General features: G+C 63.0%; 11 protein-coding genes. 4 read left to right on the top strand and 7 right to left on the bottom strand.

Going from position 1 to position 13,219, the window contains the following annotated elements:
- Positions 1–117: 117 nt before the first annotated feature.
- From rhmD to AWB70_RS19165, 3 genes are read right to left on the bottom strand one after another with little or no spacing between them, the layout of a single operon-like run.
- On the bottom strand, positions 118–1,296 hold the full coding sequence (gene rhmD, locus AWB70_RS19175; RefSeq protein WP_014250999.1) for an L-rhamnonate dehydratase: 1,179 nt from the start codon (positions 1,294–1,296) through the stop codon (positions 118–120).
- Between the two features lie 17 nt (positions 1,297–1,313).
- A complete protein-coding gene (locus AWB70_RS19170) occupies positions 1,314–2,633 on the bottom strand; it encodes an MFS transporter (protein WP_053569527.1) in 1,320 nt (439 codons plus the stop codon).
- A 22-nt stretch (positions 2,634–2,655) separates the two neighbouring features.
- Positions 2,656–3,417, bottom strand: coding sequence for an SDR family oxidoreductase (locus tag AWB70_RS19165; protein WP_053569528.1), 762 nt, complete (start codon positions 3,415–3,417; stop codon positions 2,656–2,658).
- A 446-nt stretch (positions 3,418–3,863) separates the two neighbouring features.
- Between AWB70_RS19165 and AWB70_RS19160 the strand changes: the two genes are divergently transcribed.
- Positions 3,864–4,109 carry a hypothetical protein gene (locus tag AWB70_RS19160; protein ID WP_014251002.1) on the top strand — a complete coding sequence of 82 codons (246 nt, stop codon included), beginning with the start codon at positions 3,864–3,866 and terminating at the stop codon, positions 4,107–4,109.
- Positions 4,110–4,134: 25 nt separating this feature from the next.
- On the opposite strand, the gene AWB70_RS19155 is transcribed toward AWB70_RS19160, so the two are convergent.
- Entirely contained in the window at positions 4,135–4,653 is a 519-nt protein-coding gene (locus AWB70_RS19155; RefSeq protein ID WP_053569529.1) for a DUF6622 family protein, read from the bottom strand.
- 183 nt (positions 4,654–4,836) lie between these two features.
- On the opposite strand from AWB70_RS19155, the gene AWB70_RS19150 reads away from it, so the two are divergent.
- The gene (locus AWB70_RS19150) at positions 4,837–5,505 is read left to right on the top strand and encodes a TetR/AcrR family transcriptional regulator (protein ID WP_063786704.1); all 669 of its coding nucleotides are present in this window, start codon (positions 4,837–4,839) and stop codon (positions 5,503–5,505) included.
- A gap of 214 nt (positions 5,506–5,719) precedes the next feature.
- Positions 5,720–6,574 (top strand): helix-turn-helix domain-containing protein, encoded by an 855-nt coding sequence (locus AWB70_RS19145; RefSeq protein WP_014251005.1) that lies wholly within the window; start codon positions 5,720–5,722, stop codon positions 6,572–6,574.
- 15 nt (positions 6,575–6,589) lie between these two features.
- On the opposite strand, the gene AWB70_RS19140 is transcribed toward AWB70_RS19145, so the two are convergent.
- From AWB70_RS19140 to AWB70_RS19130, 3 genes are all read right to left on the bottom strand, one after another.
- Complete coding sequence (locus tag AWB70_RS19140; protein WP_053569531.1) at positions 6,590–8,434, bottom strand: ATP-binding response regulator; 1,845 nt, start codon at positions 8,432–8,434, stop codon at positions 6,590–6,592.
- 3 nt (positions 8,435–8,437) lie between these two features.
- A complete protein-coding gene (locus tag AWB70_RS19135; RefSeq protein WP_014251007.1) occupies positions 8,438–10,075 on the bottom strand; it encodes an ATP-binding domain-containing protein in 1,638 nt (545 codons plus the stop codon).
- 63 nt (positions 10,076–10,138) lie between these two features.
- Positions 10,139–10,810 (bottom strand): glutathione S-transferase family protein, encoded by a 672-nt coding sequence (locus AWB70_RS19130; RefSeq protein WP_053569532.1) that lies wholly within the window; start codon positions 10,808–10,810, stop codon positions 10,139–10,141.
- A gap of 629 nt (positions 10,811–11,439) precedes the next feature.
- On the opposite strand from AWB70_RS19130, the gene AWB70_RS19125 reads away from it, so the two are divergent.
- The gene (locus AWB70_RS19125) at positions 11,440–13,167 is read left to right on the top strand and encodes an acyltransferase family protein (RefSeq protein WP_053569533.1); all 1,728 of its coding nucleotides are present in this window, start codon (positions 11,440–11,442) and stop codon (positions 13,165–13,167) included.
- The last annotated feature ends 52 nt before the right edge of the window (positions 13,168–13,219 follow it).

The raw sequence follows: 13,219 nt of genomic DNA, 5'->3' as shown, positions 1-13,219 counted from the left end.
GACAGATTTACTTCGAACATCCAATCGACTGCCCGGAAATCATAAGTCTTACGATTGGCTTCGGACCGCCATATCTGTCTCAAACTGTCACAGTTTCAGGACCTCACCCGATGGGCGTCAGTGCGTGTAAGGCCGTGTCAGCGCGCATTCCGGATTCAGCCGGACGCCGAAGCCGGGCGTCTCCGGCACTTTCATGCGGCCGTTCACCGGCACGGGTTCGTCCAGCAGGAGCGGCGTGAACATCGGCACGACCTGATCGGCTTGGGGCGCCATCATCAGAAATTCGGCGAACGGCGAGTTGTGGCGCGTCACGACGAAGTGATAGCTGTACACCGACGATCCGTGCGGCACGACGAGCACGTTGTGCGCGTCCGCGAGCGCCGAAATCTTGATGAGCTCCGTGATGCCGCCGCACCAGCCGACATCCGGCTGCACAAGATCCGCGCAACCCATCTCGAACAGCATGCGAAAGCCCCAGCGCGTCGCTTCGTGCTCGCCGGTCGTCACCATCATGCCGGCCGGCACCGAACGGCGCAGTTCCGCGTAGCCCCAGTAGTCGTCGGGCGGCAGCGCTTCCTCGATCCACTTCAGCCCATGCTCGCGCGCCGCGTTCGCAAGGCGCTTCGCGTAGTTGAGATCGAGGCTCATCCAGCAATCGAACATGAGCCAGAAATCGCCGCCGACCTTCGCGCGCATATCGGCGAGTTTCGCGATGTTTTTCGCGAGCCCTTCCTCGCCTTCCGCCGGGCCGTGCTGCAAGGGCATCTTGCCGCCGATGAAGCCCATGTCCTTCGCGAGGTCCGGGCGCGCGCCGGTGGCGTAGAACTGGAGTTCGTCGCGCACGGGTCCGCCGAGCAGATGAAACACCGGCTCCTTGCGCACCTTCGCGAGCAGGTCCCACAGCGCGAGATCGACGCCTGAAATCGCGTTGAGCACAATGCCCTTGCGCCCGTAATAGAGCGTCGCGTTGTACATCTGATCCCACATCTTTTCGATGTCGGTCACGCGCTGCCCTTCGAGAAAGCGCGCGAGATGCTTCTCGACGATGAACGCGCCGATCTCGCCGCCCGTCGTCACCGCGAAGCCGACCGTGCCGTCGCTCGCCTCGATCTCGACGACGAGCGAGCCGAGCACGTTCAGCCCGAACGACTGGCGGCTCTTGCGGTATTCGGGATAGCGTGCCATCGGCGTGGCGACGTGATCGTCGATCCAGTGATCTGCGCCCTGGTCGTGGTAATCGGCGCCGCCGCCTCGGACCGTGAAGGCGCGCACCTGCTTGATGGTCGGCATGGACATGTTGGTTCTCCTTCGGATCAGGATGCGTTGGCGGCCTCGCGGCCCGGAATCGAATGACGTTGCGGCGTGCGCACCACGAAGACGATGACGATCGCCGCGAGCACGCTCGCGCCGGCGAGCACCATGAGGCCCGCGCTCGTCGAATGGAACGCGGCTTCGGCGGCGGTGCGGGCCATCGGCGCAAAGAAACCGCCGAGCCCGCCGAGCGAATTGATGAGCGCAATGCCGGCCGCGGCCGCCGCGCCCGTCAGATAGCGCGTCGGGAAGGTCCAGAAAAGCGGCTGTGCCGCGATGAAGCCGCTCGCCGCGCAGCACAGCGCGATGAGCGAGACCGCCGGGACGCCGGACAGACCGGAGACCGCGATCGCGGCGCCCGAGATCGTGAGCAGCGCCGCCGCGTACAGGCGATGCCGGCCCGTGCGATCGGCGTGGCGCGGCACGATCCACGTGACGATCACCGCCGCGATCCACGGCAGCGCGGTCACGAGCCCGACGCGAAAGCCCACTTTCGTGCCGAGCAGCGCGGACACCTGTTGCGGCAGATAAAACACGACGCCGTACACCGCCGCCTGGATCAGGAAGTACACGCAGCACAGCACGAGCACGCGCGCGTCGACGAGCGCCGCGAGCACGCTGCGCGGCCCGTGCGACGACGCGGCGCGCGCATCGTCGGCCAGGCGGGCGACGAGCAACGCGCGCTGTTCATGCGAGAGCCAGCGCGCTTTCGCGGGATCGTCGTCGAGATACCAGAACGCCCACACGCCGACGATCGACGCCAGCAGGCCTTCGACGAGAAAGAGCCATTGCCAGCCTTTCAGGCCGAACGCGCCATGCAGGTCGAGCAGCAGACCGGACAACGGCGCGCCGAAGATGAACGCGAGCGGCGCGCCGAAGTAAAAGACGCCCAGCGCCCGAGCCCGCGACGATTGCGGAAACCAGCGCATCAGGTAATAGACGATGCCCGGAAAGAATCCGGCTTCGGCGACACCGAGCAAAAAGCGCAGTGCATAGAACGTCGTGGCCGAATGCGCGAAGGCCATCGCTGCCGAGACGAGGCCCCACGTCACCATGATGCGGCACATCCACAGCTTCGCGCCGACGCGGTGCAACAGCAAATTGCTCGGCACTTCGAAGAGGGCGTAGCCGACGAAGAACACGCCCGCGCCGAAAGCGAACGCGGTATTGCTGAGGCCGGTGTCCTGTTGCAACGCTTTCTGCGCGAAACCGATGTTCGCGCGGTCCAGAAACGCCAGCACGTACATGAGCAGCAGAAAAGGCAGCAGACGGCGCATGACGCGCGACGTGACCGCCCCTTCCGGCGGTGCGGAATGGTTCATGTGCTTTCTCCCGATGAGGGCGTCAGTACGTCGCGCGTCCGCCGGACAGATCGAACACGGCGCCGGTGCTGAACGCGCAGTCTTCGGACGAGAGCCAGAGAATGAGGGAAGCGGCCTCCTGCGGCATCAGGAAGCGGTTCATCGGGATTTTGGAGAGCATGTAGTCGATGTGCTGCTGCGACATCGAATCGAAGATTTCGGTTTTCGCGGCGGCGGGCGTGACGGCGTTCACGAGGATGTTCTTTCCCGCAAGCTCCTTGCCGAGCGATTTCGTGAGGCCGATCAATCCGGCCTTCGAGGCGCTGTAATGCGACGCGTTCGGATTGCCTTCCTTGCCCGCGATCGACGCGATATTCACGATGCGCCCGTAGCCCGCCTTCAGCATGTGCGGCACGACCGCGCGGCAGGTCAGATAAGGCCCGATCAGATTGACGTCGATGACGCGCCGCCATACGTCGGGCGCAAGTTCCCAGGTCGTGCCGTTGCCGCCGGTGATGCCCGCGTTGTTGACGAGCACGTCGATCTTGCCGTGCGCGGCGAGCGTCTTTTTCACGGCGGCGTCCACGGACGATTCGTCGGTCAGTTCGACGACGGCCTCGCTGATCGTGCGCTCGCCGTGCTTCGCCGAGAGTTCGGCGCGCGTGCGCGCGAGGCGCTCGCTGTCGACGTCCCAGAGGGAGACCTCGGCGCCGGATTCGAGCGCGCGTTCCGCGGTCGCGAGGCCGATGCCGCGCGCGCCGCCTGTGATGATCGCGACGCGGCCGCTGAGGTCGATACGGTTCATGGATTCGTCTCCTTTCGTTGTTCGTCTGCTTCGGGTTCTATGCCGTGAGAGGCACTATAGACCGGCAGCAATAGCGCAACAATTCGAAAGGGCGATCGTTCGATAGCAAAAGCGGATCGCTTGAGACGCTACATCGTCCGTTTGGCTGGATTTGAATCTCTGAAGTGTCTGTCGGCGACGATCGCGAAGCCAAAAAGTGCGGCGACGCCTATCGGGCAAACAAAAAGAACAGCGACGAGCACGGCAGCCTCCTGTCAGTGATGCTCGCAGTGTAGCCGGCTAAAACGCGTCAATTGTCGTGATTTCGGACAATACTCCTTTCAACATTGACGAACTTTGCTTCGGATCGCGCCGATGGAACGGCGTCGGGGCTAGCGCGCGCGGCAGCTGGCACGCGCATTGCTCAAGGCTTGCGCCTCATACGACAAAAACTCATCCAATAAAGCATGTTCACACCGAAAGCCTGCACCGCCACCTGCGTACTCGACGGCATGCCCGTCACCCTCACCTACTTTCCCGACACCACCGTACTGCGCATCACCGACGCCAACGGGCGCTGCGTGCGCGAAACCCGCTGGCCCGCGCCGTGGCGCACGCTGCTCGCGACACTGCGCGAATTCAGTGGACGCGATGCGAGGAGCGAACTCTCGACGCTCCTCGACGACATTCCCGCCGTGCCCGCGATGGCGTGATGCGAACCACCGCGCGGCGACCCGCTTAAAGCCGTTCCAGCATGGGCGTCGCTTCGGGGCGCAGCGCCAGCCAGTAGATCAGGAAGCGCCCCGCGAAAATCCCCGCCACCACGCCGGACACGAGGCCGTTGAGCACGACGAAGGTCGAATCCACGCCAAGATGCGCCGACGTCGCGAGCTCGAAGCCGATCCAGAATTTCATCGCGAAAGTCAGCAGGATCAGCACGAGCGGCACCGCCGAGCCGGGCAGCGTGACCGTGCGCAGCGTCCGGTCCACGGTCAGGCCGCTTCGCTTTGCGATCGCCGCGCCGATGCCCACGCCCAGCGCGCCGCCCGCCACCCACATCAGCGCCGTGTCCCAGCCCGTCGCGTGGTCGGACAGAAGGTGCAGCAAGCCCCAGGCTGCAAAGATCGCCGGCACGATGCCCAGCTTCGACAGCGGCGCGGTGCCGCCCTTCATCGCCTTCATGCCGCGCGAAACCAGCACCACGAGCAGCACCCAAACCCAAGTAGGCGTACCCACCAAAATATCTTGAAAGGACATGATCGTTCTCCTGTAAACCGTAATGCGATTGATCGGAAGTTTTGCGGCGTTCGCGCCTGGCTTTCGCATCGAAGCGCCTGTCGCCGTTAATCTTTACGTTGGAAAGATTTTGACTTTCGCGCCCACATCCGTCAATATAAATTTCCATTGTAAAGATTGATCGACCAGCGAGTTTTCATTCCTATGCAGAACCCCACGCCCGCAAGAAAACGCGGCCGCCCCGCGAAGGCGGCGGAGAACGCGCCGCATCCCTACCATCACGGCTCGCTGCCGGACGCGCTGCTGAACGCGGCGGAAACCGTCCTGCGCCGCGACGGCTTGCGCGGACTCACGCTGCGCGCCATCGCGCGCGAGGCGGGCGTGTCGCACACCGCGCCCCAGCATCATTTCGGCGATACGTCCGGCGTGCTCGCCGAGCTTGCGGCGAGCGGGCATCGGCGGCTCGCGCAATCGATGCGCGCGCGCGCGGCGGGCGTCGAACCCGGTGCCGAACGCGGCCGCGCGACCGCGCATGGCTATATCGATTTCGCCGTCGCGAATCCCGACCTGTTCCGGCTGATGTCGCGCAACGAATTGCTCGATACGGACCGGCCCTCGCTCGTCGAAGCGCGGCGCATGTCGGCGGCCGGTCTCGCCGATGTATTCGATTCCGCGCCCGATATCGCGCCGGGCAGCCAGAGCGCATTCGGCGCGATGAGTCCGGATCAGGCGGTCGCGATGGCGTCGGCGTGGGCGCACGTGCACGGGCTCGCATCGCTGCTGATCGACAACCGGCTTGCCGCGCTCGCCGCCGCGCCGGGCGCCTTCAGCACGCCGCGCGAACTCGTCGACGCGGTCATCGACGCGATGTGAAAGCGCGCGCCGCAGGCTTGCGAACTGCGCGCCAGCGAACGGCGCGCCGGCCCGTTTCGTCAGTAAGATCAAGGTGTTGCGCACGTTCCGCCAAGGCCTTTTTGAGCGCGGCCGCCCGCGCCGTTTACAATGTCGGATCGACTGCGCTCAACGTCGCGCGCCACGCGCCGAACCTCGCCCTAGCGGTCTCACTTTCACGCATCCGACTGGCAGTATGGTCACTGAAACGTCTTCCTCGGAATCGCTCGCCGTCGCCGAACGCGTGCGCGAACTCATGGCCCGTCATGGCATCGGAAAGCGGCAGCAGACCGCCGAGTTGTGCCGCATCCTCGACCTGAGTTTTTCGCAGGGCCATCGCAAATTGCGCGGCAACAGTCCGTGGACGCTCGCGCAGATCCGCCGCGTCGCCGACGCCTTCGACGAACCCGCGCTCAAGCTGTTCGATTCGATCAACACGCGCCCCGACGAAACCGAAGGCACCGCGCACGACGCCGTGCTCAAGCTCGGTTCGCTCGAAATTCCGTGCATGGCGTGGGTCGGCAACGCGCTCGAAGCGGGCAGCCGCCCGGACTTCATCGCGCAGAAACTGAACGGCCGCTGGATCGTCACGAAGCACGAAGGCGTGCTGCTGCACGCGGCCAGCGACGTCCACAAGATCGAAATCCAGCCGCGCCGCCCCGACACCGACAAACCCGTGATCGCCGTGGTCGACGACGATCACGCCTCCGCCGACAATCTGCACGATTATCTCGAAGCCACCGGCTTCGCGGCGATGGCCTTCTACGGCCTCGACGCCTTTCGCGAGGCGCTGCAGACGCAGGTGTTCGACGCCGTCGTGATCGACTGGCTGTTCGGCGTGCATACCTCGGCGGACGCGATCCGCGCGGTGCGCGAGTCGGACAATCCGGATGCGCCGGTTTTCGTGCTGACGGGCGAGCTCACCACCGGCAAGGCGAGCGAATCGGAGATCAGCCAGGTCATCCGCGATTACAACGTGGCCTGCTTCGAGAAGCCCGCGCGGCTCGGCATTCTGGTCGCGGATCTTTCCAAGCGGCTGATGCGCAGTTAGGGTCCGGGCAACACCTCACGCGGCGCGCCGGCGCACCGTCACCGCGCGGTGCACGGCGTCCTTCAGCACTTCGTAGCGCACCGGCTTCAGCAAATAGTCGAAGAACAGCACCACCGCGCTCGGGTCCACGAGTTCGGGTGCGTACGCGCTCACCGCGATGATCGGCACGCTCGCGCCCGGCGCACTGCGCGCGCGGTATTCGTTCGCGAACGAGTAGCCGTCCTTGCCGGGCATGTGCAGGTCGGCGAGGATGACGTCGGCGTCGTTGGCGCGCAGCCACGCGAGCGCGCTGTCGACATCCGGCATCGCGACGGCCGAATAACCCAGATGCGTGAGCATCTCGCTCAGCGAATCGCGAATCGACTCGTGGTCGTCGATCACGAGCACGCGCGATCTGCGCAACTCGGGCGCAAGCGCGTCCTGCTCGCCGCGCTCGGGCAGATGCGCGGCCGAGGCCGCCGGCAGGCTCACGCGAAACGCGGCGCCCTGTCCCACTTCGCTCGACACCTCGATCTTGCCGCCGAGCAGATCGACGAGCCCGCGCACGACCGCGAGCCCCATGCCCGCGCCGTCGAAGCGCCGCGTGCTGGACGAATCGAGCTGCGTGAATTCCTGGAAGATCAGCGGTAACTGCTCGCGCGCGATACCCGGCCCCGTGTCGATCACGGAAATATGAAGCTGCTTGTCGGTGCGCGCGAAATGCACGTCGATGGAACCGGCCTCGGTGTACTTGATCGCGTTGGTGACGAGATTGGTCACGATCTGCCGCACGCGATGCGGGTCCGATTCGATCGGCCCGCGCTCGCCCGCGTAGTCGCCGCGCAGCGCCAGCCCCTTCGCGCCCGCGGCGGGCGTGTTCGCATCGACGATGGATTCGAGCAGGTCCACCGGATCGAACACGGCCATGCGCAGTTCCAGCTTGCCCGCGCCGAGACGCGCGTAATCGGTGAGATCTCGCATCTGCGCTTCGAGATGCCGCGCGCCCGCTTCGAGGCGCTGCATGATCTTGCGATCCGGCTCGCCGCGCGCGTTCAGGCCGAGCAGTTCCACCGACGAGACGATCGCGTGCAGCGGCGTGCGCAATTCGTGGCTGATCATGCCAAGGAACGTGTCCTTCGCGACGCCGGCCTCGCGCGCCGCGCGCGTCGCCTGATGCTCCGCCGCGAGCGCCGCCCGCTGCTGCTCGATGAGCCGCGTGCGCCGATAGCCGTTCAGCAGCAACAGCACGGTCGCCGCCGCCGACAGCAGCCCGAGCACGATGCCGCCGTAGATCAGATAGCGGCGCTTTGCCTCGAAATCGCGCACGATCGCCTCGCGCTCGGCGATATCGATGAGACGCCGCCCGCCCGCGAGTTCCGCGACGACGGGCGCGTTCTGGCGCAGCACGCCGATCACGCGCAAGGTGTGCTGGCGCTCGTCGTTATGAAGCCCGGCGACATCGGTCTCGATCGAATCGAGCGCCGTCTGCAACTGCCGCAGGATTTCGCGCTGCCGGTTCAGCAGCGCTTCCTGACCGTCCGACGACACCGCCGACGCCGCCACCTGCGAAAGCCGCGCCCGCAACAGGCGATAACTCACGCGCACGGCATTGGCGTCCTCGTCGATGCCGTTGCGATAAAGCAGCACGTGATTCTCGAAACGCTCGAAGGCGACCTGCAACTGCGCCGCGTCCCAATAGACGTCGTAGGGCACGACGAGCCGGTGCGTCTCGCGCGCGACGAGGCCCGAATACAGCATGTAGCCGACCGCGCCTATGGGCGGGGCGACCGCGAGCGCGATCAGCGTCGCGTACCAGAGACGGCGGAACCAGGGGCGCGCCTCGTGGGCACGCAGTGAAGGCTCGGTGCTCGCGACGGCCATGCGCTACTGCAACGCTTCGATGGCCCGGGCCGCGCGCCCGGATGCGACCACGATCAGCTTCATCGTCGCCCGCGTCGCGCCGACGAAAATCTTGCGCGCGGCCTGCTCGTCGAGCGCATCGAAATCGACTTCCGTGAGGATCACGCACGGCGCCGATTGCCCCTTGAAGCGATAGATCGATTCGAGCAGCACGTCGCCTTCGCGATATTCCGGATTGCCGAACAGATCGTACGTGCCGGTGAACGCCCGCAGCCGGTGCGGGCCGAGGTGATCGACGGCCGTGAGCGCCGAGCCCTCGCGGCCCCGGAACGACAGCACGGCGATGTCCTGCTTGCGAAAACCGAGCGACAGCGCCTGCGTGATCGCACGCTTGGTCGCCTCGACGATCTCTTCGGGATGACCGTCCTCGTAGGTCGATATCGTGACGTCCGAGCCGTCGAACGGGCTGCCCGCATCGAGCCGCACCTCGGGCCCGACGATCTTGCGGATGAAGCCGAGCAGATCGCGCGGGCTGCGGTAGTTCGTGGTCTCGCGCAGGATGGTCCAGCCCGGCAGCGGCACCGGCTCGCGCAAATAAAGGTTCTGCATCGGATCTTCGAGCCACCACCACGCGCCGTCCGGGTTCAGCAGGCGTTCGAGCGCCTCGACCCACGCCGCCTGAAAATCCTGACCTTCGTCAACAATCAGCACGTCGGTCTTCCAGTGCTCGGGCACCGGCACGGCGGCGAAACGCTCTTCGAGCGTCGCGAAGACATTGGGCTGGCTGAAATCGGGCGGGCTGCCCGCATCGCGCGCCACCGCCGCGCTCAGTTGATGGTAATTCGCAACCTTCGCCTCCTTCGGCGCGATGGCGCGGATATGGTCGGCGAGCGGCCGGTTGAAGCACACGTAAAGCACGCTCTTGCCTTGCGCGAGCGACTCGCGCATCACGCGCACGGCAAGCTGCGTCTTGCCCGCGCCGGCGGTGGCGATCACGCGCAGGCGAAACGGTTCGAATTCGAGCCGGCGCGCCCAGGTTGCAAGCCCGCCCGACAGGCGCGTGACGAGCGTGTTCGCGGCCCCGACGAGCGCGTTGGTGTCGGGCGTGAGCGAGAGTTCATCGGCGAGAAAATGATGGATGCGCGCCGCCGCTTCGAAGCGCGGTTCGTCCGGCGGCAGAATCTCCAGCACCACGCGCGGCAGCTGCGACTTGCGGCTCGCATCGACGATGCGCGCCGGCGCGACGCCCGCAATCGCGGCGTTCTTCACGGTGTAATCGGGGCAATACAGCAATTCCTCGATCCGGTACGTGCCCGCGCCGAACGCCGCCGTGAAGCGCCGATGCAGATTTTCCAGCGTGCGCGCAAGCTGGATCGCGACGTTTCGCTCCTTCTGCAGATACACCTTCACGAGACCGGCGCCGGTTTCGCGCAGGAATCCCGCCTTCATCTCGATCATCAGCACGCGGCCCGACGGCGCGACCACCACGAAGTCCGCTTCGCCGAAGACGGAAAACCCTTCGTTGATGCGCGTCCAGTGCACGCCGTGATAGACCGTGTAGTCCTCGGGCAGCTTTTCGAGGAGCGCGAGCGTTTCGAGCTCGCGCGCCGCCGCGCCGGTCGCGTCGAGATTCTTCCAGTCGTCGGGAACGATTCGGGCCATGCGTCGCCTTTGGGCTGAGTGGTTGCGTGCGAGTCATTGTACGCAACGCGCCCGAGGTATCGATCAGGTGGCGAAGTCGTAGCGCCCGCCGCGCTCGAGCGCACGCTGGTACGCGGGCCGCGCGTGAATGCGTTCAAGAAACGCGCGGATATGCGGCATCGATTTCGCGCCGGCGCGCTGGCCGCCGGTTTCGAGCGGAAAGCTCATCTGGACGTCGGCGGCGCTGAAGGTTTCGCCCGCGAACCACGTCGATTTCGCAAGCGCCGCTTCGATATAGCCGAAGTGCAGCCGCAATTGCGGATCGATGAAACTGCTTTGCATCGTCTGCGCGATGCGCCGCGCGATTGGCCTGGCGAAGAACGGCATCTTTGCGCTTTCCAGCCGGCGCGCGACGAGCTTGAGCAAAAGCGGCGGCATGGCCGAGCCTTCCGCGTAGTGCATCCAGTAGTTGTAGCGCACGCGTTCGGCCGATGTGCCCGGCGGCGGCGAAAAGCGCCCATCGCCATAACGCTCGACCAGATAGTCGATGATCGCGCCGGACTCCGCGAGCGTGAGATCGCCGTCGGTGACGACCGGCGATTTGCCCAGCGGATGCACCGCGCGCAGTTCGGGCGGCGCGAGCATGGTGCGCGGATCGCGCTGATAGCGCTTCAGCTCGTATTCGACGCCGAGCTCTTCGAGCATCCAGAGCACGCGCTGGGAGCGGGAGTTGTTGAGGTGGTGGACGGTCAGCATGGTGAATTCGTGCGTTTCGAGCCGGAGGCCTTGTTTTGCGGGAGTGTAACGCGACTGGAAACGCCCGTTCCTAGTCTTCTCAGAAGGTCATTCCTAACATTCTGCGCGCCGTCGTGCGCCTCTATGCATACTGTTCGCTATACAGCATCACCACTGCAATGTTGCGGTGGAAACCCGCCCGCCCCTCCGCTAAGTGGACTCAAGTCGGTATTTTTTTCGGATTCCACAATTATCTGATGAAAATTGACCAAATAAATACCAAATTTGACATTCACACAATTACATACCCGTAATATCTCATGCAGCGCGTATAGTCGGTCGCGCCTTAATAATCCGCGCGCTCCTATCACCGGATATGCGTAGATTGTCACTTGAAGTTTCTTGTCTCCGACTTTACTGGCCGTTGTTTGTAAATCGGCTTCCTCTGTCACAAAAATTAAATTCGCAAAACCGGCGGGATTTGCGACTACGTTTCATTTCTGCGGGTATCTGACCGGATCACGGCATGCTGCCGCGGAGGGAGATTCAGCCCTTCGTGTTGATTATTGAGCGAATCGACGAAGACTTCAATTTCATTCGCAGCAACGCTCTGCGGAAATTACGTAGCTTGTATGTAAATTGAAGGCCTTATGAAAAAAGAATTGCTCGGGCGATCACGCCTGACGAGTGATCAAGCTTTGCGATGGTGCATTGCAGTCTCGCTCGCGCTAATCGCCTGTTTCGGCTATTTGATGACGTCTTCCCGTACGGACGCGCAGATAGCTATCGCCGCGGCTACCGATAAAAATACGTTGTCAACGGGCAACAATGTCGCCGTGACGTTGCCGAGCCGCATTGCCTCGTCTGTCGCTTCCGACTGGAAGCGGGACAATGACACCTTTTCGACTCAGTCCGTAAACAATCAGCCGTCTTCGAGCATGCAATGGAGTGGCGAAATCTCCTCCAGCGATATGCTCGCGCTCATCTCGACTCCAAATGGTGGTACGGTCGATGTCACCGTGAACGGCAAGCGCACCCATCTCGATCTCTACGATCCGTTCGGCAAGACCTTTTACATCAAGCTTGTCTCTCTAGCCCCTGCAAAAAGCATCATCTCTCTGTCGAAAGCAGCGCTAGGGCTGTGCATCTTTGCGCTGACATTGGCCATCTCGGTCGTCGGCCTCAAGTTGCTTCTACCTCCTGCTACCACGCCAAGTAACGCGCACGGTCCGCTCCTGAATACCGCGTATCTTCAACGGCTGGATCATTTGCGATTCGGTGCCGCCGCAATCGTTCTCCTGTACCACTTCTTTCACGACTATGTTAGTGCGGGTTATCGATCGCATTTCCCGTTCGCCGCCATAATCGCTGACGGCCATACGGGTGTCGCGCTTTTCATGGTGTTGAGTGGATTTATCTTCGCACACATCGGCCTTGGAAAGGAAATCAACTACAAGAATTTCCTTTTGTCGCGGGTCGTTCGGATCTATCCGCTCTATGTCTTTGCTCTAGTTGTCGCGTTCAGCACCAAGCGGTGGGACTTCAAACCAATGGATATGGCACTCTTCGCATTTCCAATGGTGAATTTCTATTCTGTATTAGCGGTCCCGTACTTCGGACAGCTCTGGACCATCGGGGTAGAGTTTCAGTTCTACGCGGTTTTCCCGTTCCTCAATAAATTTACGAACACCCGAGGCCCGCGTTATCTGATCGGATTACTTGCTCTCTTCATCTTTCTGAAGGCGTGCTACTTCAATCTCTACGGCGATGCGCGAGACTTCGGCTATTGGACGATTCTTGGCCGAATGGATCAGTTCGTTATAGGAATGCTCGCTGCAATCATCTATAAGCGACGCCCTCGGTGCTTGTCGAACCACCTCCTATTTCCATGCGCCGTCGTGTTGGTGATGGCGACGTTGACGGTGTTCAACCTGTACTTCGGCGGCTATCCGGGAACGAACCAATCTGCTTTGTGGATTGTTTGGCCCGCGATCGAAGCTGCTGTCTGGGGTGTGCTCGCGCTCTCTTATCTTTGCTGGCCGGTAAGCCTCCCGAGCGTATTGGACAACCTGTTAGCCAAGTTCGGCGCAATAAGCTTTTCCATCTATGTGATGCAATACGTTGCTATACCGCAGTTGCAACGCTATATCGGCGTCGTTCCATTCTCTTACGATTGGAACTTCAATGTATTCCTTGCCGGCATACTTTTCGCAGTCCCAGCGGTTCTTCTGTTGTCGAGCATCACTTACGCCATGATCGAGCGGCCGTTCTTCGCTTTCAAGTTCCGCTACACCACGCCCTCCGTCGTACTGTCCGACGCGCCCTACCCAGTGAACGAAGTGGAAAGGGGCGAGAGCAAGATCATCGCAAGCTCATAGCCGGAAGCAAAACGCTACAGAAATCAATCAACAAAAGATTCATAAACGAAAG

This window comes from Caballeronia cordobensis (assembly GCF_001544575.2).
Lineage (GTDB): Bacteria > Pseudomonadota > Gammaproteobacteria > Burkholderiales > Burkholderiaceae > Caballeronia > Caballeronia cordobensis.
The sequence above is the reverse complement of the archived record's forward strand: the minus strand, read 5'-3'. Positions and strand labels throughout refer to the sequence as shown.